The following is a 19,910-nucleotide window of genomic DNA, read 5'->3' on the forward strand; positions in this document are numbered from 1 at the left end:
CCCTAGTCGGAACTACAAGGCCGGTCTACGCTCTATCCCCAACAGGAAAGGACGAGTACGGGAACCTGCGCGATGCCTCATTGGCTGATTATTGACCTTGAAGCCACAACGGATGAAGGCGGCTGGCCCGTGACGGAGATGGAAGTCATCGAGATCGGCGCGAGCCTGGTGAACCGCCAGGGCCGCGAGCTGGACCACTTCCAGCGCTTTGTGCGGCCGCTGCGCCGCCCCTTGCTCACGCCCTTTTGTCGCCAGCTGACCCATATCACCCAGGCAAATATCGACGGCGCTGCACCGTTCATCGAGGTGTGGCCGCTGTTCGAGCGCTGGCTGGGCCAGCATCAGGCGCGCCTGGAAGGCTGGGCCAGTTGGGGTGACTACGATCGCGTACAGCTGGAGCTCGAGTGGCAGCGCCATGGCCTGACCAGCGCCATGGCCCCCACGCCCCATGTCAACCTCAAGCAACGCTTCGCCAAGGCCCGGCGCCTGGACAAGCCCCTGGGGCTCAATGGCGCCCTGCAATTGGCGGGGATGCAGTTCCAGGGCCAGCAACATCGAGCGCTGGAAGATGCACGCAACACCGCGCGCCTGCTGCCGCTGATTTTGCCGGTCTAGGCAGCGCCCGAAGCCTTGGGCATACTGACTCCCCCTTTTCCTTGCTGCTCAACTGTAGGAGCGAGCTTGCTCGCGAAGGTCGTTAACGATAACGCGGTAAACCTGGCACCCAGCGGCGCTCTCAGGTTTTTCGCGAGCAAGCTCGCTCCTACAGGATGAGCGTAAAGCATCAACTTTTTCCGAGGATTCGCCCATGTTCAAAGTCAACGAGTACTTCGACGGCACCGTCAAGTCGATCGCTTTCGGCACCGCAGAAGGTCCGGCGACCATCGGCGTGATGGCCCCGGGTGAATACGAATTCGGCACCGCCCAGCGTGAAATCATGCACGTGGTATCCGGCGCCTTGAGCGTCAAGCTGCCCGACGCCAACGACTGGGAAACCTTCGCCGCCGGCAGCCAGTTCAACGTACCGGCCAACAGCAAGTTCCAATTGAAGGTCGCGGTGGACACCGCTTACCTGTGCGAATACCGCGGCTGATCGCTGCGCCGCAAAAAAATGCCCGTCTCCTGCGAGACGGGCATTTTTTATGGGCGCATGACTTATTCGAGGATGATCACCGGCATGCCCACTTCCAGGCGGCCCACGCCATCGTTGACCAGGTTCTGGCCAAAAATCGCGCCGTCCTCCGTCTTGCGGTAGGCCTCCAGCGTCACAAAAGGCTCACGGTCGGGGCTGCGCTCGCCGGTGTGCGGATCGATGGTGGTGAGAATGCAGCGTGAGCAGGGCTTGACTGCGCGAAACTCCACATCCCCGATGCGCAGGCGCTTCCAGCCGTCTTCGGCGAAGGCGTCGCTGCCTTCGATCACCAGGTTGGGGCGAAAGCGCAGCATGTCCATGGGACGGCCGACTTTCTGCGAGAGGTCGTCGAGGGACGCTTGCCCGATCACCAGCAACGGATAACCGTCGGCGAACGCGACCTGGTCATCATCGCGGCCGTAACCTGCCTGGGTAGTGCGCGCCCGTTCCAGAGGAATCTGCACCAGCCGCGTGGGCTTGCCGATAAAGGCGCTGACCCAGGCGGCGGCTTCGTCGCCGGCGTCCGGCACACGCAAGGTGTCGCGCCAGATGGTCACGCCACGTAACTCAGCCGCGCTGCCGGGCAGCGCCACATCCAGCGGCGCGTAGCCAGGCGAACTCAGGGTCAGGCCGCCGCTGCTGTTCCACAGCGCCGACAGTTGGCTCATCTTTGCCACGGCGCGCTGGGTGAGGAAACGCCCGCTGGCCTCATCCACCAGCATCCAGCGTCGATCGCCGTCCAACCCCAGTTTATCCAGGCCGACCTGTTGAAGAGTTTCGGCCTTGCCGGACTTCAAGGGGTAACGGTACAACGCGCTGAGACGAAGCATGGGCCAACATTCCTGAGGGGCAAAGCCGTCACCCTAAGGTCAAGCGGACGCTTCGTCCAGCATCAGGCGCTGACGTACCACATCCACCAGCTTGTCCGGCTGGAACTTGGACAGGAAGTTGTCGCAGCCGACCTTCTTCACCATCGAGTCGTTGAAGCTGCCTGACAGCGAAGTGTGCAGTACCACGTAGAGCTTGCGCAGCCGTGGGTCGTTGCGGATTTCGGTGGTGAGGCGGTAGCCGTCCATCTCGGGCATTTCGGCGTCGGTGAAGATCATCAGCAGCTTGTCGGTCATAACATGGCCGGCGTCGGCCCAGGCCTTGAGCATATTCAACGCCTTGAGACCGTCGCTGGCGATGTGCATCTTCACGCCCAGTTGGCCGAGGGTGTCGCGCAATTGCGACAGGGCCACGTTGGAGTCGTCCACCAGCAGCACTTCGCGGCCACGGGCGCGTTCCAGCACCGGGTCGTCGAGTTTTTCGCGGGAGACCTTGGCGTTGTACGGCACGATCTCGGCGAGGACTTTTTCCACGTCGATGATCTCCACCAACTGGTCGTCGACCTTGCTGATGGCGGTGAGGTAATGCTGGCGCCCGGCGCTCGTCGGCGGCGGCAGGATGGCTTCCCAGTTCATGTTGACGATGCGGTCCACGCCACCCACCAGGAACGCCTGCACCGAGCGGTTGTACTCGGTGACGATAATGGTGCTGTTGGGGCCCGGCACCAGCGGACGCATGCCGATGGCCTGGGACAAGTCGATCACTGGCAGGGTCTGGCCCCGCAGGTTGACCACGCCGCACACGAAGGGGTGGCGCTGGGGCATCAGGGTCAGCTTGGGCAGTTGCAGGACTTCCTGCACCTTGAACACGTTGATGGCGAACAGCTGCCGCCCGGCCAGGCGGAACATGAGGATCTCCAGGCGATTCTCACCCACCAGTTGCGTGCGTTGGTCTACCGTGTCGAGAATGCCGGCCATTAAGAGCTCCTGGTGTGCGCTGGAAAGTAATGCGCGAAGTGTTTGTGCAGTTAGCTTGTTATCGGCGGCAAACGCCGGACCTTGACCCCGGTAAAATGCCACGTAAACTCATTGATGTCACACTGACATCATGCTTTACTGCTGAGGCCTGTTCATATGGCGGTGCAGCGACGTTGCGCGACATTCAAATCGACGCAAGGTTCCGTCATGTAAGGGATTCCCCTAGGCACAATCAGGCCCAACCTGATGTTCGCAATATCTAATAGCCATTAATGTGACGCCATTCTCATTGCATGAATGGAGTCAGGCTTTTGTTTGCCATCCCCAGCCCTCGTCTTATGGGTTTTCCAGACGTTCACGTGACGGCAACTGAAGGTGTGCAATCGAGCCCGCTCACGGGGGCCACGCACAGCCGTCGCCGTCATTCAAATAAACGTCCTACTGAAAACTCAGAAGCAACCTACAGATTCCCGTTATCTTTCAGCGGTAGTTTTACGCCATTCACCCGGTGCGACCTCTCATCACCCGACCTTATGTTGTGGAGACTTGCATGATGAACGACGGTAACGAGTGGCAAGTTGCACTTCCTGAGTTCCTGCGCGAGGCTGAAAAGCTGCTGACCAAGTCGGAAGAATGCCTGAGCCACCTGCATTTGATCCGCAACGACAGTGACGCCATCGACTGCATGAAAATCAGCCTGATCAAGCTCGCCGAAAAGGCCGATTGCCTGGCCCTGCAAGCGATCAGCGAATTCTCGCGGCATATCCAGGACGTGATCGCCAACGCCGAAAGTCCTTTGCAGTTACATGATCAAGCCCTGGAAGCCCTGCATGACTGCTTGACATTGCTGGCCTGGCAGCTGGAACTGATCGATGCAAAAACAGGCCAGCTGACCCTGGATAAAGAAGAACAGACCAAGTTGATTGACACGGTCACCCTGCACATTCCGCAAAAGGGTTTCAGTTACAATCCGCAACAACGTATGCACCATTTGTCTTGAAGCGTTATCAGGTCGCATTCAAGCACGGGGTTATCTAAAAACGACGACTCCAACTAATCCGCTGGAGAAAAATGGCGATTCAATATCAATTAGCCATTAACGATACAAACCCTTTGAAATAATACAACCTCACTTCATTAACTCTGGGATTATCATTCCTCGAGTTGTTGCGCGTTTAAATAGGCCCGCCAGGCACGGCACCTGGCGACCAACGGTAAGAGTGGTGGTACTATGCACCCGCTTGAAGTGACTCAACTTCAGCCTGCTTGAGAACGATTCAAGAACGTATTCCAAACAGAGCCCGGTCAGCCGCGACCGGTCTTCCCGCAGCGAACCTTCATTGGCTCCATCCGCTATGCATGCCAGCCTCAAGACATTCATCGCAAGGTCCGCGTCCCGCAGTAACGCACGCCGTTTGATCCTCGCCCTGTGCCTCGGCTCGCTGCTGCTGAGCCTGTGGGCCTACAGCCGCTCCGCGCCGTTGCCGCTGCTGGTGCTGCTGCTCAACCTGGCCACCTTGGTGGTGGTTGGCCTGCAACAGTGGCGCTCGCGTAAATCCATCAAGTTCCAGCCCCAGGAGTTGGCCGATCGCCTGCTGCAAGTGCAGGAAAACGAACGTCATCGCCTCAGCCGTGAACTGCATGACGATATCGGCCAGTTGCTGACCGCCGCCAAGCTGCAAAGCGAATGGCTCAAGCGCCGCCTGCCGGATGAATTGCAAAGCCAGTGCACTGTGTTGTGCAACACCTTGAACGAAACCCTGGCCAAGGTGCGCGACGTGTCCGCCATCCTCAACCCCCGGCAGCTCGCCAGCCTGGGCCTGGAAGCCAGCCTGCGCGCGCACCTGCTCAAAACCCTGGAAAACACCCCGGTGCACTGGAGCCTTGAATGCCAGCAACGGCTGAGCGGCATCCCTGAGGAAATGGCCGTGGCGGCCTTTCGCATTACCCAGGAAGCCGTGACCAACATGCTGCGCCACGCCCAGGCGCGCAACCTGCTGGTGCGCCTGCAGCGCCTGCCCGAGGGCCTGTCGCTGACCATCTGCGATGACGGCCAGGGCTTTTCGCCCGCCATCAACCCCGGCCTGGAAGGCCAACGGGGCATGGCTGGCATGTCCGAGCGCATTGACCAGCTTGGCGGTTCATTATCCGTCAGCAGCCAACCAGGCCACGGCACACGGATAGACGCGCTTTTCCCCTGGGCGCCTCGCTCCCTCGAACGGGCCAGCGCCCCTAAGGTTATCGAGTGACCTGCACATTACTCCTGGTGGATGACCATGCACTGATCAGGGCCGGCGTACGTGCGCTGATCCAGGATATTCCCGGCTACACGGTGACCGGCGAAGCCAGCGATGGCGCGCAATTGCTGGAGCAGTTCAATACCTTGCTGCCGGATATCGTGCTGTTGGACCTGTCCATGAAGCACACCAGCGGCCTCGAGGCGCTACAGCAACTCAAGCATGCGCACCCCAGGAGCAAGGTGCTGATCCTGTCGATGCACACCGACCCGGAGCTGATCATGTGCGCGCTGGAGGCAGGCGCCCACGGCTACCTGCTCAAGGACACCACTGCCAACGAGCTGGAACACGCGTTGCTGGCCTTGCGCAACAACGAGCGCTACCTGAGCCCGGCGATCGCCCATACCGTGATCAACCAGGCGCTGGTGCGCAGCCAGGGGCCGACCACGCCCGCCAGCCACAGCCATAACCTCACGGCCCGCCAACTGGAAATCCTGCGCCTGATCGTGCGCGGCAAATCCACCCGCGAGATCGCCCACGGCCTGGGCCTGAGCATCAAGACCGTAGAAGCCCACCGCTCGCAAATCATGAAGCGCCTGCAGATATTCGACGTGGCGGGCCTGGTATTATTTGCCGTGCGCGAGCAGATCATCAGCCTGGACGACTAGGGGCGAACCCACCGGCAAATGCACGCGCAGGGCCTTGGGCAAGGCCTCGAAGTGCAGGTCGTCACCTTCCAGCGGCTCGCCATCGAGGTTGATGTACAAGCCCTGCGCGACCTTGATGTTGACCCACGGCAGGCGTGCCCGCACGAACATCGCGTCCAGCTCCCAGCCGTTCCCCATCAGCTCGCGCAAGGTGCCGACCACTTCCTGGGGCGCCGGCAGGATACTGACGTCCAGCAAGCCATCGTCGGCCAATGCCCCAGGGCACAGCACATGCCCACCGCCCGCCTGGCGACCGTTGCCGATGCCCAGCGCGAGCAGCTCGCCCTTCCAGTGGAAATCCGGCCCGTCCAGCTCGGCATAGGCGGCCTTCAACTCGCTGAAGCGCGTCAGGCCGGTGAACAGGTAGGCGGCGCCACCGAGGACTTTCTTCAGGTCTTCGGAGGTATTGGCGGTGACCTGGCTGCCGAAGCCGCCGGTGGCCATATTCAGGAAGATTTGCCCGCCGACCTGGCCGAGGTCGATCGCACGGGGCGGCACATCCAGCAACGCCAGGGCCTGGGCGGGCTCCAATGGCACGCCGGCAGCCTTGGCGAAGTCATTGGCGGTCCCCAGGGGCATCAGCACCAGGCTGGCTTCACCCTTGGCCTCGGCCATGGCCTCGGCCACGTCGCGTAAGGTGCCGTCGCCGCCGCCGGCAACGATGTGGGTATAGCCGCCCTCCAAGGCTTCCTTGACCAGGCGCTTTGCGTCACCGCCCTCCCAGGTCACCCGTACCGCCAGCTCCCCACCCTGCCTGCGCCGGGCCAGCACGGCGCTGCGCACGTCCTCGTTGAGGGCTTGCTTGCCGTGGAGGATCAACAATGCCTTGGGGGTGGTCATGGGTGGCTTACTCCTGGATTCAAAGGTGCTTGAAGGATGTGGACCCTGGGCGACCGAAAAAAAGCCATGGGCGTTGAAAAATTAATCCAGCGACCCAGGCATGCCCAGGCTTTCGCCGTTGTGATCGGGGAAGCCCGCTTTCGTCGACGCCATCACCCCGGCGCCCGGCACGTTCCAGTCCAGGCAATCACGCCCCGGCACCGCGCGCACCAGCAGCGCCACGGGAACCACACGTAAAATGTCATCAGCAGTCAACTCGCAGAGGAATAAAGGGCCGCTTACGGCTGACGGCAATTCTGCTTGACCGACAGCTCTGGCGCCGGCTCGTACTTCACCTGCTGCAAGCCATCAGCGCCCTGGAAGATGAAGTACTTGATCCGGCAGTCCTTGAACATCGGCGAATAACCCTCAGCCCGGAAGCCTTGGCCGTCGACCTGCTTGGTCACAGTGTTGTTGCGGCTGACCACCGCGAGCACCTGGGCATAACCCTGGCCCATCTTCACCCCCGGCTCGCCGGTGACCGTCATCGACGAGGCGCAACCGCCCAACCCTGCCGCCGCCAATACCAGCGCGACGCCGTACAGTCCATTGCGTAGATCGTTCATTCGCTGCTTCCCTTCAATGATGGATCAGCGGCGGCCATCGCACACTGGAGATTCGCCAACGCGTCCCTGGCATGGCCCGTGGCTCAACGTGAGGTCAATGCCGCTGGCACCGATGCAACGTCCTTGCAACGGATCATCGACAGGGTTTACTGGACATCTTCAGCCTGATCGCCACTGAGCACTACGCGGTCGATCTTGAAGCACGGCGTTTGATTGCGCGCTAAGCGCGGAAGTGGCCACCCAAGACGGCAGCCAAACAGAGGGTTTTGCTCGAGAGGGGGATCAACAGACATTTCGCATCCTTGCGAGTGAAGTTTCCTACATGCGTAGATGGGTCATCACAAAGAAGTAAAAGTGCCACGGAGAACCATGGCACTGTGACACATCCGACACAATCAGCCGCAGCCGGCATTCAAGGCATAGAGAGAGGCGCACGGTTCACACGGCGCAATCAGCTCTTGTGTAACTTACTCATCAACTGCGCCTCAGCCTGGGTCAAGCCACACGACTGGGTCAGTTCATCCACGGTAGCGCCCATGCCCACCAGCTTCGCCGCCTGGGCAAATGACAGGCTGGAAGGATCACGCTGCTCGATCTGCGCCAGTTTGTCCGGCAACGGCGCGAGGATGGCGCGCAGTTCATGCACCTCGTCCCCGACCTTCACCGCACTCTGCTGGAAGTGATCGACCCGCTTGACCAACTCCAGCACCCGTCGATCACGCACCGCATCGCGCTCGGCCTGCTGCATCGCCAATTCGCGCTGCTGGCGTATATAGCGCAGCAGAAAACCCAAGGTCCCGGCCCACAACAGGGCCAGGACAATCACCGCGACCTCAAGGAACAATCAGATGCTCTCCAGTTCCGACCATTCTTCTTCGCTCATCATTTTGTCCAGCTCAACCAGAATCAACAGTTCGTTGTTCTTGTTGCACACGCCCTGGATGAACTTGGCCGATTCCTCGTTGCCCACGTTCGGCGCGGTTTCCACTTCCGATTGGCGCAGGTAGACCACTTCCGCGACGCTGTCGACCATGATCCCGACCACTTGCTTGTCGGCCTCGATGATGACGATACGCGTGTTGTCGCTGACTTCGACCGTGTCCAGGCCAAAACGCTGGCGGGTGTCGATCACCGTCACCACGTTGCCGCGCAGGTTGATGATGCCCAGCACATAGCTTGGCGCACCGGGAACCGGAGCGATCTCGGTGTAGCGCAGCACTTCCTGCACGCGCATCACGTTAATACCGTAGGTTTCGTTGTCCAGTTTGAAGGTAACCCATTGCAGGATCGGATCATCCAAACCTTGTGCGGACGCTGACTTGTTCATATCTCTGACCCCTTCAAATGCCGATGTAGGCGGCGTGTGTACTTCTTTTGGCCGCACGCTCGCGCGGCCCTTATTGTCCAATCAACTGCGTTTGTTCACCGGCATCGCCTTAACGGCACCGCTGGCGATCAACTCGGCCAGTTCGGCAACGTCCAGCAACGCGCACATGTGTTCGATCACGGTGCCTGCCAGCCAGGGCCGCTGGCCCCGGTGGCTGCGCCATTTGATTTCATTCGGGTCCAGGCGCAGCGAGCGGCTGACTTGATGCACCGCCAGCCCCCATTCGTAGCCCTGCACCGAGATCACGTATTGCAAGCCTTGGCGGAAGTCATCGCGGTAGCGGTCGGGCATCACCCAGCGCGCGGTGTCCAGCACCTTGAGGTTACCGGCCTGGCTCGGCAGGATGCCCAGGAACCACTCCGGCTGCCCGAACAATGGCGTCAGTTCCTGGCCCTCCAACGAGTAGATCGAGCCCAGGCACACCAACGGCACCGCCAGGGTCAACCCGGCGACGTCGAACAGCAGACATTCAAATGGCTCGGCCGCCCAGGCCGGACGATCATCGCCGCTCACCGGCGGTGGCGTGATGCTCGGTGGCAGGTGCACTTCCACGACCGGCTCGACCACCACAGGCACGACGGGCGCGACCACCGGGACGCTGACCGGGACGACGAGTGCATCGCGGGCCTGCTCTTCCAATACAGCCAACTGGAACTCATCCAGGCTGCTCGACGACGGCACTTCGACCGCCGGCTCCAGCACCAGGATAGGCTCCTGTAATTCTTCCGCGGTCGCGTCCTGCAGCAAGGCATCCAGGTAGGATTCCAGTGCCAGTTGCGGCCGGGTCTTGACCTTGAGTTCGACGGGACGGTTCATCATCAGGCCACCTGCGCCACAAGCTGCTGGGACAGCAGGTGCTTGAGCAACGCCCGGTAGGCCAGCACACCGCGGCTTTTGCCGTCGAACTGCGACGGCGTGAGCCCGGCACGGCTGGCATCACGCAGGCGGGTGTCCACCGGGATGTAGCCGTTCCAGATGGTCTCCGGGTAGGCATCGCGCAGGACGCGCAAGGTGCCCAGGGACGCCTGGGTGCGGCGGTCGAACAGGGTGGGCACGATGCTGTAGGGCAACGCCTGTTTGCGCGAACGGTTGATCATCGCCAGGGTACTGACCATGCGCTCCAGGCCCTTGACCGCCAGGTGCTCGGTCTGCACCGGGATCACCAGTTGCTGGCTGGCCGCCAAAGCGTTGACCATCAGCACGCCGAGCAATGGCGGGCTGTCGATGATCGCGTAGTCGAAGTCCTGCCACAGTTGCGCCAGGGTCTTGGCGATCACCAGGCCCAGGCCGCTCTGCCCCGGCGACTGGCGCTCCAGGGTGGCCAGCGCGGTACTCGACGGCAGCAGGGAAATGCTTTCGTTACTGGTGGGCAGCAGCAATTGCCCGGGCAGGTCGGCCGGTACGTTGCCTTTGTGCAGGAACAGGTCGTAGTTGCTGTGCTCCAGCGCATCCGGGTCGTAGCCGAAATAGCTGGTCATCGAGCCGTGGGGGTCGAGGTCGACCACGACCACACGCTTGCCCGCCTCGGCCAGCAAGCCGGCTAAAGCGATGGAGGTGGTGGTCTTGCCGACTCCACCTTTTTGATTGGCAACTGCCCAGACTCTCATTCGGATGGTTCCTCCCGGTGGGCACACGCGCGACCGAGACATTGCATAAGGTTATTGAGCCGGCGACGGAGAATTGACGGCACTCTGCTGAACCGGCGGCTTTGCAGGGGCCGGTGCAGTTTGTGTGCCAGCGCGCTTCAAGGCCGCATCCGGTGTTGCATTGGCGGTACCGGTGCCGGTCAGGCTACGGCGCACCTCCAGGTTTCGGGACACCACCAGCACCACCCGACGGTTGCGTGCGCGGCCTTCGAGCGTGGCGTTATTGGCCACCGGCTGGAACTCGCCATACCCCACCGACGCCAGGCGTCCAGGGTTCACGCCCTGCATCGCGAGCATGCGCACGATGCTCGCGGCACGGGCCGATGACAGCTCCCAGTTGGTCGGGTACTGCGCAGTACTGATCGGCACATTGTCGGTAAAGCCTTCAACGTGGATCGGGTTTTCAAACGGTTTGAGGATCGCCGCCACCTTGTCGATGATGGTGAACGCCTGGTCGCTGGGCAATGCATCGGCACTGGCGAACAGCAGGCTGGAATTGAGCTCGATCTCCACCCACAACTCATTGCCGCGCACGGTCATCTGGTTGGAGCTGATCAGGTCGCCAAACGCGGCACTGATGTCATCGGCGATGCTTTTCAGCGGATCACTGGTGCCGCCCACACCGGCAGCGGTTTCGTCGCTGTCATTGACCAGCGGCTTGGCCGGGGTCACGGTCTTGGGCCGCTCTTCGCCAATCGGGATCGGCTTGAGCGAACGGTCGGCGTCGTTGAACACGCCGATCAACGCCTGGGAAATGACTTTGTACTTGCCTTCGTTGATCGACGAGATGGAGTACATCACCACGAAAAAGGCGAACAGCAAGGTGATGAAGTCCGCATAGGACACCAGCCACCGCTCGTGGTTGACGTGTTCTTCAGGCTCGCGACGGCGACGGCTCACAGGCGATTACCTCCGCAAAACAAATCAACTGTAGGAGCGAGCTTGCTCGCGAAAAACCCGAGAGCAACGCGTTCATCCAGGATGCCCGCGTTATCGTTGACGATTTTCGCGAGCAAGCTCGCTCCTACAGGGTTCATGACCATCAATCCATGAAGCCCTGGAGCTTCAATTCGATGGAGCGCGGGTTCTCGCCCTCGGCAATCGACAGGATGCCTTCGAGCAGCATCTCGCGATAGCGCGACTGGCGCATGGCAATCGACTTGAGCTTGCTGGCCACCGGCAACAGCACCAGGTTGGCACTGGCCACCCCGTAGATGGTGGCAACGAACGCCACGGCAATGCCGCTGCCCAGTTGCGACGGATCGGCCAGGTTGCCCATCACGTGGATCAGGCCCATCACCGCGCCGATGATGCCGATGGTCGGCGCGTAGCCGCCCATGCTTTCAAACACTTTGGCGGCGTTGATGTCGCGGCTTTCCTGGGTGTAGAAATCCACCTCGAGGATGCTGCGGATCGCTTCCGGCTCGGCGCCGTCCACCAGCAATTGCAGGCCTTTGCGCGAATAGCTGTCGGGTTCGGCATCGGCCACGCCTTCGAGGCCCAGCAGGCCTTCCTTGCGCGCGGTGAGGCTCCAGTTGACGACGCGATCGATGCCACCGGCCAGGTCGACACGCGGCGGAAAAATGATCCAGATGAGGATTTGCATCGCGCGCTTGAACGAACTCATCGGTGACTGCAGCAACGCGGCGCCCACCGTGCCGCCAATCACGATCAGCGCCGCCGGGCCGTTGGCCAGGGCGCCCAGGTGACCGCCTTCGAGGTAGTTGCCGCCAATAATGGCGACAAACGCCAGGATGATGCCGATCAGGCTCAATACATCCATCAGAGGCAGGCCTCCACCAGATGCCTGCCGATATCGTCCAGGCTGTAGACGGCGTCGGCCAGGTCAGCCTTGACGATGGCCATGGGCATGCCATAGATCACGCAGCTGGCCTCGTCCTGGGCCCAGATCGCACTGCCGCCCTGCTTGAGCAGGCGCGCGCCTTCACGACCGTCGGCGCCCATGCCGGTGAGCACCACCGCCAGAACTTTGTCGCCGTAGGACTTGGCCGCCGAACCGAAGGTGATGTCCACGCACGGCTTGTAGTTGAGGCGCTCATCACCCGGCAGGATTTTGATCGCGCCACGGCCGTCGACCATCATCTGCTTGCCGCCCGGAGCCAGCAACGCCAGGCCAGGACGCAGGATGTCGCCATCCTCGGCTTCCTTGACGCTGATGCGGCACAGCTTGTCCAGGCGCTCGGCAAAGGCCTTGGTGAACGCGGCGGGCATGTGCTGGATCAACACGATCGGCGCCGGGAAGTTGGCCGGCAATTGGGTCAACACGCGCTGCAAGGCGACCGGGCCGCCGGTGGAGGTGCCGATGGCGACCAGTTTATAAGCCTTGCGCTTGGGCGCAGGCGAATGGGCAGCCGCCGGTGCGGACGTCCGCACCGGCGGCGCGGCAGGCCGTGCAACCGGCGCAGGCGCCGGGCGGCCAAACGTGGAACCGGCAGGCGCCGCCGGCGCAGCAACCGGTGCCGGCGCAGGGGCTGGCGCGCTGAACAGGCTGCGGCGGTTGCTGCGGGAAATACTGTGGACTTTCTCGCACAGCAGTTGCTTGACCTTCTCGGGGTTGCGCGAGATGTCTTCGAAATTCTTCGGCAGGAAGTCCACCGCCCCCGCATCCAGCGCGTCGAGGGTCACTCGGGCGCCTTCGTGGGTCAGCGAGGAGAACATCAATACCGGGGTCGGGCAGCGTTGCATGATGTGCCGGACTGCCGTGATGCCATCCATCATCGGCATCTCGTAGTCCATGGTGATCACGTCCGGCTTCAACGCAATGGCTTGATCAATCGCCTCTTTGCCGTTGGTGGCCGTGCCGACCACCTGGATGCTTGGATCGGCGGAAAGAATTTCCGAGACGCGGCGGCGGAAGAAACCCGAATCGTCCACCACCAGGACCTTGACTGCCATAAACACTCCGTTAGGTGGGGCGGGCAATACCGCCTATGCCCCACCAGAATCAAATACGCCGAGCGGCGTAACGCTTGAGCATGCTCGGAACATCGAGAATCAGCGCGATCCGACCGTCACCGGTGATGGTCGCACCCGACATGCCCGGGGTTCCCTGCAGCATTTTGCCCAAAGGCTTGATGACCACTTCTTCCTGGCCAACCAGTTGATCGACGACAAAGCCGATACGCTGGGTGCCCACGGAGAGAATCACCACATGGCCTTCGCGCTGCTCTTCATGGGCGGCCGATGCAACCAGCCAGCGCTTGAGGTAGAACAGGGGCAACGCCTTGTCCCGCACGATCACCACTTCCTGGCCGTCGACCACGTTGGTGCGCGACAGGTCGAGGTGGAAGATCTCGTTGACGTTGACCAGCGGGAAGGCGAACGCCTGGTTGCCCAGCATCACCATCAGGGTCGGCATGATCGCCAGGGTCAACGGCACCTTGATGACGATCTTGGAGCCCTGGCCCTTGGTCGAGTAGATGTTGATCGAGCCGTTGAGCTGGCTGATCTTGGTCTTCACCACGTCCATGCCCACGCCACGGCCCGACACGTCGGAAATCTCGGTCTTGGTCGAGAAGCCGGGGGCGAAGATCAGGTTGTAGCACTCGGTGTCGGTCAGGCGGTCGGCGGCGTCCTTGTCCATCACGCCACGCTTGACGGCGATACTGCGCAGGATATTCGGGTCCATGCCCTTGCCGTCATCGGTGATCGACAGCAGGATGTGGTCGCCTTCCTGCTCCGCCGCCAGGATCACCTTGCCGCCACGGGACTTGCCTGAGGCTTCGCGTTCTTCCGGGGTTTCGACACCGTGGTCGACAGCGTTGCGCACCAAGTGGACCAGCGGGTCGGCCAGGGCCTCGACAAGGTTCTTGTCGAGGTCGGTTTCTTCACCCACCAGTTCCAGGTTGATCTCTTTCTTCAGCTGGCGCGCGAGGTCGCGAACCAGGCGCGGGAAGCGGCCGAAGACTTTCTTGATCGGCTGCATGCGCGTTTTCATCACCGCGGTCTGCAGGTCGGCGGTGACCACGTCGAGGTTCGACACGGCCTTCTGCATGGCTTCATCGCCACTGCTCAGGCCCAGGCGCACCAGGCGGTTACGCACCAGTACCAGCTCGCCGACCATGTTCATGATGTCGTCCAGCCGCGCGGTATCGACCCGTACGGTGGTTTCGGCTTCACTGGCCGGTTTTTCCGCGACCGGCGCCGTAGCGGCACGCGCTGGAGCCGGGGCAGCAGCCGGCGCAGGCGCAGGCTTGGCGGCGGGCGCGGCGGCTTTGGCGGCAACCGGTGCCGCCGTGGCTGCAGCAGCGGCCGGGGCGACTTCGGTGAACTTGCCCTTGCCGTGCAGATCGTCCAGCAGTGCTTCGAATTCGTGATCGGAGATCAACCCATCGTCCGCAGGCTTGGCGCCGGCAGCGGGTGCTGCCGGGGCCGCGGCCGTAGCGGCGACTGCCGGCAAGGCATCGGCCGCGAAGGTGCCCTTGCCATGCAACTGGTCGAGCAACGCTTCGAATTCATCGTCAGTGATGTCGGTGCTGGCAGAAGCGGCAGGCGCCTGCGCAGCACCGGCGGCGGCACCGGCAGGCGCCACGGCGTCGGCGGCGAACTGGCCCTTGCCGTGCAATTGATCGAGCAGGGACTCGAACTCAGCGTCGGTAATGTCCTCGCTGGTCGGCGCGGCAGCCGGGGCAGCCGGGGCAACCGCAGCCGGCGCTTCGGCTTCGGCCTTGACGGCACTGAGGGAGCTGAGCAGTTGCTCGAACTCGCTGTCCGTCACATCCGCTTCAGGCTCCGCCACCGGTTCCGGTACGGCTTCGACCACCGGCGCTGCCGAGGTGTCGGCCGGCTCTGCATAGCGCGCCAGGGCGGCCAGCAGTTCCGGAGTGGCTGCGGTGATCGGGGCACGCTCGCGCACTTCGCTGAACATGCCGTTGACCGCATCCAGTGCTTCGAGAATCACGTCCATCAACTCCGAATCAACGTGACGCTCACCCTTGCGCAGGATGTCGAACACGTTCTCGGCGATGTGGCAGCACTCCACCAGCTCATGGAGCTGGAGGAAGCCGGCGCCCCCTTTTACAGTATGAAAACCGCGAAAAATTGCATTGAGCAGGTTCGCATCATCCGGGCGGCTTTCCAGCTCGACCAGTTGTTCGGACAGTTGCTCTAAAATTTCGCCGGCCTCTACAAGGAAATCCTGAAGGATCTCTTCATCGGCGCCGAAGCTCATGTGGGTGCTCCTTAGAAGCCTAAACTGGATAACAGGTCATCTACGTCATCCTGACCTGACACAACGTCTTCACGTTTATCGGCATGAATCTGCGGACCTTCACCCTTGGCGAGATGTTTTTGTGGATCTTTTTCAGAGAGGATCGCTTCGCGGTCATGTTCGATGCCGGCAAAACGGTCGACCTGGCCGGCCATGAGTACCAATTTGAGCAGGTTGCTTTCCACTTCGGTGACCAACTGGGTCACACGCTTGATCACCTGACCGGTCAGGTCCTGGTAATCCTGGGCGAGCAGAATGTCATTGAGGTTGCTGGAAACCGTGCGGTTTTCCTGCTCGCTGCGCGACAAAAACCCTTCGACCCGACGTGCCAGCTCACGAAACTCTTCCGCACCGACTTCACGGCGCATGAAGCGGCCCCAGTCAACGCTCAGGGCGTGGGCTTCCGTGGCCATGCCGTTGACCAGGGGCGTGGCGTTTTCCACCAGGTCCATGGTGCGGTTGGCCGCCGCCTCGGTCAGCCTGACCACATAGGACAGGCGTTCGGTGGCGTCGGTGATCTGCGAAATCTCTTCGGCCTGGGGCATGTGCGGGTCAATCTGGAAATTGACGATCGCGCTGTGCAGCTCGCGTGTGAGCTTGCCCACTTCCTGGTACAGGCCTCGGTCACGGGTCTGGTTGAGCTCATGGATCAACTGCACCGCATCGCCGAACTGGCCTTTTTCAAGGCTGTCGACCAACTGGTGAGCATGCTTTTTCAGGGTCGACTCAAAGTCTCCCTGTGACGTTTCTTTATGCTCCATAGCTCCCCCGCGATGGCATCAGCCGTGGATGCGTTCGAAGATCTTTTCGATCTTCTCTTTCAAGGCCTGTGCAGTGAATGGTTTGACCACGTAACCGTTGACCCCGGCCTGGGCGGCTTCGATGATCTGTTCACGCTTGGCTTCGGCGGTCACCATCAACACGGGAAGGCTGCGCAATTTTTCGTCGGCACGCACGTGGCGCAACAAGTCGATACCGGTCATCCCCGGCATGTTCCAGTCCGTTACCAGAAAGTCGATGCTCCCGCTGTTGAGGATCGGAATCGCCGTAAGGCCGTCATCCGCCTCGACCGTGTTTGTGAACCCAAGGTCACGCAACAGGTTTTTTATGATCCGCCGCATCGTTGAGAAGTCATCAACGATGAGGATTTTCATGTTCTTGTCCAATTCGACCTCCAAGCAGTCTTAAACGCGCCCAGCACCTGGACGCGCCATTTCAATCAACAGGCATTACACAAAAAGGACTGCCGAGGGCACCACGGCCCGAGCCCGCGAAGGCTATCACCTTCGCGGTATCGCTTTGCAATGCTCCCCACACTGCCTGTCAGCGCGCTCGCCACTCTCCCAGACGCCCCCGCAAGCGGGCCGCGCACTGGCTGTGCAACTGGCTGACACGGGATTCGCTGACCCCCAGGACCTCACCGATTTCCTTGAGGTTCAGCTCTTCGTCGTAGTACAGCGCCAACACCAACCGCTCGCGCTCCGGCAAGTTGGCAATGGCGTCCGCCAACGCTCCCTGGAAACGCTCATCTTCCAGGTCACGCGACGGCTCCATATGCGTGCTCGCGCCGTCCTCATGCAGCCCTTCGTGTTCGCCGTCCTGTAACAGGTCGTCGAAACTGAACAGGCGGCTGCCCAAGGTATCGTTCAAAATCCCGTAATAATCGTCGAGACTCAATTGGAGTTCGGCCGCAACTTCGTGATCTTTAGCGTCGCGACCGGTTTTTGCTTCAATTGCACGAATTGCGTCACTGACCATGCGTGTATTGCGGTGCACCGAACGCGGCGCCCAATCGCCTTTGCGCACTTCGTCGAGCATCGCGCCACGGATGCGGATGCCCGCATACGTCTCGAAGCTCGCGCCCTTGCTCGCGTCGTACTTGGTCGACACTTCGAGCAGGCCGATCATGCCCGCCTGGATCAGGTCTTCGACCTGGACGCTGGCGGGCAGGCGTGCCAGCAGGTGATAGGCGATGCGCTTGACCAGTGGCGCATAGCGCTCGATCAACTCGCCCTGGCTGTCACGGGCAGACTTCTTGTAAGCGTTATAGCCGTTCGCTGTCATAGCACCGGTCCTGCACTCGTCTGATGCACCAATCGCTCGACGAAAAACTCCAGATGCCCCCGAGGGTTGGCAGGCAACGGCCAGGTATCGACCTTCTGGGCAATAGCCTTGAACGCCAATGCGCACTTGGAACGAGGGAACGCTTCGTAGACTGCACGCTGCTTTTGCACAGCCTTGCGCACACACTCGTCGTAGGGAACTGCACCGACGTATTGTAAGGCGACATCGAGAAAGCGATCCGTGACCTTGGTCAACTTGGCGAACAGGTTGCGACCTTCCTGCGGGCTCTGGGCCATGTTGGCCAGGACGCGGAAGCGGTTCATGCCGTAGTCACGGTTAAGCAGTTTGATCAGGGCGTAGGCGTCGGTGATCGAGGTGGGTTCATCGCAGACCACCAGCAAGACTTCCTGCGCCGCGCGCACGAAGCTGACCACGGACTCGCCGATCCCGGCGGCGGTGTCGATCACCAGCACGTCAAGGTTGTCGCCGATGTCACTGAATGCCTGGATCAGGCCGGCATGCTGCGCCGGGCTCAGGTGCACCATGCTCTGGGTACCGGAGGCGGCCGGCACGATGCGGATCCCGCCTGGGCCCTGGAGCAGCACGTCGCGCAGCTCACAGCGCCCCTCGATCACATCGGCCAGGGTGTGTTTGGGCGTCAGTCCCAGCAGAACGTCGACGTTCGCCAGCCCCAGGTCAGCATCCAGCAGCATGACGCGACGGCCAAGCTCTGCCAGGGCCAGGGACAAATTCACTGACACGTTAGTTTTTCCGACGCCACCTTTGCCGCCGGTCACCGCGATCACCTGTACGGGATGCATGCTGCCCATTTTATTTCTTTACCTTGTCTTGCTTAGACGCAGGCTACATGGCTTGGCCGCGTGAATCGCTTGCAGACCATCGATGTAGGTACATTTCACGGTGTTCATCGCGCCTCAACCCACCCGCTTTGCCGGGTTGTGGTAAAGGTCGGCGAACATATCGGCCATCGCTTCCTCGCTAGGCTCTTCTTGCATTTGCACGCTGACAGCGCGGCTGACCAGTTGATGACGGCGCGGCAGATGCAAATCATCCGGGATCCGCGGGCCGTCGGTCAGGTAGGCAACCGGTAGTTCATGGCTGATAGCCAGGCTCAACACTTCGCCCAGGCTGGCGGTTTCATCCAGTTTAGTCAGGATGCAGCCGGCCAGACCGCAACGCTTGTAGCTATGGTACGCAGCGGTAAGAACCTGTTTCTGGCTGGTGGTTGCAAGCACCAGGTAATTTTTCGACTTGATACCACGCCCGGCCAGGCTTTCCAGTTGCAGGCGCAACGCCGGATCGCTGGCCTGCAGGCCGGCGGTGTCGATCAGCACCACGCGCTTGCGCAGCAACGGATCGAGCGCGTTGGCCAGGGATTGGCCCGGGTCGACGTGGGTGACCGGCACATTGAGGATACGGCCCAGGGTCTTGAGCTGTTCCTGGGCGCCGATGCGGTAGCTGTCCATGCTCACCAGCGCGATGCTGTTCGCGCCGTACTTGAGCACATAGCGCGCCGCCAGCTTGGCCAGGGTGGTGGTCTTGCCCATGCCGGCAGGGCCGACCATGGCGATCACACCGCCCTCTTCCAGGGGTTCGATTTCCGGGGTGGCGATCATCCGCGCCAGGTGGGCCAGCAACATGCGCCAGGCCTGGCGAGGCTCTTCGATTTCGGTGGTCAGGGCCAACAGGTCGCGGGACAACGGGCCGGACAGGCCGATGCGTTGCAGGCGGCGCCACAGGTTGGCCTGGTGCGGTTTGCTGCCTTGCAGTTGGGTCCAGGCCAGTGAACCCAGTTGCACTTCCAGCAATTCGCGCAGGCCGTTGAGTTCAAAACGCATTGAGTCGAAGACGCGCTGGTCGACTGCGGCGGCCGGGGCTGGCGCGGCAGGACGTGGCGGTTCGATGAACGTTGGCTCAACCAGCGGCTCGGCGGCGGTCAGCGGCAGGCCGGCGAACAACTGGCGATTGGTGGTGGCATCGCTGTCGCCACGCATGCTCAGCTCAGCCTGGGCCGAGACGATGCGCGAAGCAGTCTTGCGCAGTTCGTCTTCGAGCTCCATGTTCGGCACACGCGGCGCCAATGCCGAGGGGGTGTAGTCCAGGGCAGCCGTCAGCTCGACACCGCCGGCAATACGACGATTACCGATAATCGCGGCATCGGCGCCCAGCTCATCGCGGACCAGTTTCATGGCCTGACGCATATCGGCGGCGAAAAAACGCTTAACTTGCATAACCC

At 61.6% G+C, this 19,910-nt stretch carries 23 protein-coding genes; 5 read left to right on the top strand and 18 right to left on the bottom strand.

Translation table 11 applies throughout. The features are described 5' to 3' along the window. Window positions 1-72: 72 nt before the first annotated feature. Both BLW22_RS20745 and ppnP read left to right on the top strand, forming a co-directional pair. A complete protein-coding gene (locus BLW22_RS20745) occupies window positions 73-615 on the top strand; it encodes a 3'-5' exonuclease (protein WP_065924152.1) in 543 nt (180 codons plus the stop codon). 193 nt (window positions 616-808) lie between these two features. Beyond that, window positions 809-1,093, top strand: coding sequence for a pyrimidine/purine nucleoside phosphorylase (ppnP, locus tag BLW22_RS20750; RefSeq protein WP_027603886.1), 285 nt, complete (start codon window positions 809-811; stop codon window positions 1,091-1,093). Between the two features lie 62 nt (window positions 1,094-1,155). Here the strand turns inward: ppnP and BLW22_RS20755 are convergent, their stop codons facing one another. Beyond that, window positions 1,156-1,962, bottom strand: a complete 807-nt coding sequence (locus BLW22_RS20755; protein WP_065924151.1) for an MOSC domain-containing protein — start codon at window positions 1,960-1,962, stop codon at window positions 1,156-1,158. 39 nt (window positions 1,963-2,001) lie between these two features. Next, window positions 2,002-2,937 (bottom strand): chemotaxis protein CheV, encoded by a 936-nt coding sequence (locus BLW22_RS20760; RefSeq protein WP_027603884.1) that lies wholly within the window; start codon window positions 2,935-2,937, stop codon window positions 2,002-2,004. A gap of 550 nt (window positions 2,938-3,487) precedes the next feature. On the opposite strand from BLW22_RS20760, the gene BLW22_RS20765 reads away from it, so the two are divergent. The 3 genes from BLW22_RS20765 to BLW22_RS20775 all read left to right on the top strand — a co-directional run bounded on the left by BLW22_RS20765 (window position 3,488) and on the right by BLW22_RS20775 (window position 5,842). After that, window positions 3,488-3,937 (top strand): hypothetical protein, encoded by a 450-nt coding sequence (locus BLW22_RS20765; RefSeq protein WP_174562740.1) that lies wholly within the window; start codon window positions 3,488-3,490, stop codon window positions 3,935-3,937. A 355-nt stretch (window positions 3,938-4,292) separates the two neighbouring features. After that, on the top strand, window positions 4,293-5,186 hold the full coding sequence (locus tag BLW22_RS20770; RefSeq protein ID WP_065924150.1) for a sensor histidine kinase: 894 nt from the start codon (window positions 4,293-4,295) through the stop codon (window positions 5,184-5,186). After that, window positions 5,183-5,842: a response regulator transcription factor gene (locus tag BLW22_RS20775; RefSeq protein WP_065924149.1), complete on the top strand. Its 660-nt coding sequence runs from the start codon at window positions 5,183-5,185 to the stop codon at window positions 5,840-5,842. Before BLW22_RS20770 ends, BLW22_RS20775 begins: the two co-directional genes overlap by 4 nt. On the opposite strand, the gene yegS is transcribed toward BLW22_RS20775, so the two are convergent. The 16 genes from yegS to flhF form a co-directional block, all read right to left on the bottom strand. After that, window positions 5,801-6,721, bottom strand: coding sequence for a lipid kinase YegS (gene yegS, locus BLW22_RS20780; protein ID WP_065924148.1), 921 nt, complete (start codon window positions 6,719-6,721; stop codon window positions 5,801-5,803). The genes BLW22_RS20775 and yegS overlap by 42 nt on opposite strands. An 81-nt stretch (window positions 6,722-6,802) precedes the next feature. Next, window positions 6,803-6,952, bottom strand: coding sequence for a hypothetical protein (locus BLW22_RS34880; RefSeq protein ID WP_159440255.1), 150 nt, complete (start codon window positions 6,950-6,952; stop codon window positions 6,803-6,805). Between the two features lie 47 nt (window positions 6,953-6,999). Further along, window positions 7,000-7,326: a hypothetical protein gene (locus BLW22_RS20785; RefSeq protein WP_074847403.1), complete on the bottom strand. Its 327-nt coding sequence runs from the start codon at window positions 7,324-7,326 to the stop codon at window positions 7,000-7,002. Between the two features lie 451 nt (window positions 7,327-7,777). Further along, a complete protein-coding gene (locus BLW22_RS20790; protein WP_065924146.1) occupies window positions 7,778-8,170 on the bottom strand; it encodes a DUF2802 domain-containing protein in 393 nt (130 codons plus the stop codon). Beyond that, window positions 8,171-8,653 (bottom strand): chemotaxis protein CheW, encoded by a 483-nt coding sequence (locus BLW22_RS20795; RefSeq protein WP_005790025.1) that lies wholly within the window; start codon window positions 8,651-8,653, stop codon window positions 8,171-8,173. Between the two features lie 81 nt (window positions 8,654-8,734). Then, window positions 8,735-9,529: a CheW domain-containing protein gene (locus tag BLW22_RS20800; protein ID WP_065924145.1), complete on the bottom strand. Its 795-nt coding sequence runs from the start codon at window positions 9,527-9,529 to the stop codon at window positions 8,735-8,737. 2 nt (window positions 9,530-9,531) lie between these two features. Next, window positions 9,532-10,320 carry a ParA family protein gene (locus BLW22_RS20805; RefSeq protein WP_065924144.1) on the bottom strand — a complete coding sequence of 263 codons (789 nt, stop codon included), beginning with the start codon at window positions 10,318-10,320 and terminating at the stop codon, window positions 9,532-9,534. 51 nt (window positions 10,321-10,371) lie between these two features. Then, a complete protein-coding gene (gene motD / locus BLW22_RS20810; RefSeq protein ID WP_065924143.1) occupies window positions 10,372-11,259 on the bottom strand; it encodes a flagellar motor protein MotD in 888 nt (295 codons plus the stop codon). 142 nt (window positions 11,260-11,401) lie between these two features. Then, window positions 11,402-12,142 carry a flagellar motor protein gene (locus BLW22_RS20815; RefSeq protein ID WP_027603872.1) on the bottom strand — a complete coding sequence of 247 codons (741 nt, stop codon included), beginning with the start codon at window positions 12,140-12,142 and terminating at the stop codon, window positions 11,402-11,404. After that, complete coding sequence (locus tag BLW22_RS20820) at window positions 12,142-13,275, bottom strand: protein-glutamate methylesterase/protein-glutamine glutaminase (protein ID WP_074847404.1); 1,134 nt, start codon at window positions 13,273-13,275, stop codon at window positions 12,142-12,144. Before BLW22_RS20820 ends, BLW22_RS20815 begins: the two co-directional genes overlap by 1 nt. Window positions 13,276-13,324: 49 nt before the next feature. Beyond that, entirely contained in the window at window positions 13,325-15,550 is a 2,226-nt protein-coding gene (locus BLW22_RS20825; protein WP_074847405.1) for a chemotaxis protein CheA, read from the bottom strand. An 11-nt stretch (window positions 15,551-15,561) separates the two neighbouring features. Next, window positions 15,562-16,350 carry a protein phosphatase CheZ gene (locus tag BLW22_RS20830; protein ID WP_065924973.1) on the bottom strand — a complete coding sequence of 263 codons (789 nt, stop codon included), beginning with the start codon at window positions 16,348-16,350 and terminating at the stop codon, window positions 15,562-15,564. Window positions 16,351-16,368: 18 nt separating this feature from the next. Continuing rightward, window positions 16,369-16,743 carry a chemotaxis response regulator CheY gene (locus BLW22_RS20835; protein WP_160385018.1) on the bottom strand — a complete coding sequence of 125 codons (375 nt, stop codon included), beginning with the start codon at window positions 16,741-16,743 and terminating at the stop codon, window positions 16,369-16,371. 169 nt (window positions 16,744-16,912) lie between these two features. Further along, window positions 16,913-17,653 (bottom strand): RNA polymerase sigma factor FliA, encoded by a 741-nt coding sequence (gene fliA, locus BLW22_RS20840; RefSeq protein ID WP_065924972.1) that lies wholly within the window; start codon window positions 17,651-17,653, stop codon window positions 16,913-16,915. Then, on the bottom strand, window positions 17,650-18,483 hold the full coding sequence (gene fleN / locus BLW22_RS20845) for a flagellar synthesis regulator FleN (protein WP_003192912.1): 834 nt from the start codon (window positions 18,481-18,483) through the stop codon (window positions 17,650-17,652). The genes fliA and fleN overlap by 4 nt, the downstream gene beginning before the upstream one ends. 105 nt (window positions 18,484-18,588) lie before the next feature. Continuing rightward, window positions 18,589-19,905, bottom strand: a complete 1,317-nt coding sequence (flhF, locus tag BLW22_RS20850; protein WP_065924971.1) for a flagellar biosynthesis GTPase FlhF — start codon at window positions 19,903-19,905, stop codon at window positions 18,589-18,591. Window positions 19,906-19,910 lie beyond the last annotated feature (5 nt).

Source organism: Pseudomonas marginalis (assembly GCF_900105325.1).
GTDB lineage: Bacteria > Pseudomonadota > Gammaproteobacteria > Pseudomonadales > Pseudomonadaceae > Aquipseudomonas > Aquipseudomonas marginalis.

Bases quoted from the DNA above. Each gene is read 5' to 3' on its own strand.
- BLW22_RS20745 (WP_065924152.1), top strand. From the start codon at position 73: ATGCCTCATTGGCTGATTATTGACCTTGAAGCCACAACGGATGAAGGC.
- ppnP (WP_027603886.1), top strand. From the start codon at position 809: ATGTTCAAAGTCAACGAGTACTTCGACGGCACCGTCAAGTCGATCGCT.
- BLW22_RS20755 (WP_065924151.1), bottom strand. From the start codon at position 1,962: ATGCTTCGTCTCAGCGCGTTGTACCGTTACCCCTTGAAGTCCGGCAAG.
- BLW22_RS20760 (WP_027603884.1), bottom strand. From the start codon at position 2,937: ATGGCCGGCATTCTCGACACGGTAGACCAACGCACGCAACTGGTGGGT.
- BLW22_RS20765 (WP_174562740.1), top strand. From the start codon at position 3,488: ATGATGAACGACGGTAACGAGTGGCAAGTTGCACTTCCTGAGTTCCTG.
- BLW22_RS20770 (WP_065924150.1), top strand. From the start codon at position 4,293: ATGCATGCCAGCCTCAAGACATTCATCGCAAGGTCCGCGTCCCGCAGT.
- yegS (WP_065924148.1), bottom strand. From the start codon at position 6,721: ATGACCACCCCCAAGGCATTGTTGATCCTCCACGGCAAGCAAGCCCTC.
- BLW22_RS20785 (WP_074847403.1), bottom strand. From the start codon at position 7,326: ATGAACGATCTACGCAATGGACTGTACGGCGTCGCGCTGGTATTGGCG.
- BLW22_RS20795 (WP_005790025.1), bottom strand. From the start codon at position 8,653: ATGAACAAGTCAGCGTCCGCACAAGGTTTGGATGATCCGATCCTGCAA.
- BLW22_RS20800 (WP_065924145.1), bottom strand. From the start codon at position 9,529: ATGAACCGTCCCGTCGAACTCAAGGTCAAGACCCGGCCGCAACTGGCA.
- BLW22_RS20805 (WP_065924144.1), bottom strand. From the start codon at position 10,320: ATGAGAGTCTGGGCAGTTGCCAATCAAAAAGGTGGAGTCGGCAAGACC.
- BLW22_RS20815 (WP_027603872.1), bottom strand. From the start codon at position 12,142: ATGGATGTATTGAGCCTGATCGGCATCATCCTGGCGTTTGTCGCCATT.
- BLW22_RS20820 (WP_074847404.1), bottom strand. From the start codon at position 13,275: ATGGCAGTCAAGGTCCTGGTGGTGGACGATTCGGGTTTCTTCCGCCGC.
- BLW22_RS20825 (WP_074847405.1), bottom strand. From the start codon at position 15,550: ATGAGCTTCGGCGCCGATGAAGAGATCCTTCAGGATTTCCTTGTAGAG.
- BLW22_RS20830 (WP_065924973.1), bottom strand. From the start codon at position 16,350: ATGGAGCATAAAGAAACGTCACAGGGAGACTTTGAGTCGACCCTGAAA.
- BLW22_RS20835 (WP_160385018.1), bottom strand. From the start codon at position 16,743: ATGAAAATCCTCATCGTTGATGACTTCTCAACGATGCGGCGGATCATA.
- fliA (WP_065924972.1), bottom strand. From the start codon at position 17,653: ATGACAGCGAACGGCTATAACGCTTACAAGAAGTCTGCCCGTGACAGC.
- fleN (WP_003192912.1), bottom strand. From the start codon at position 18,483: ATGGGCAGCATGCATCCCGTACAGGTGATCGCGGTGACCGGCGGCAAA.
- flhF (WP_065924971.1), bottom strand. From the start codon at position 19,905: ATGCAAGTTAAGCGTTTTTTCGCCGCCGATATGCGTCAGGCCATGAAA.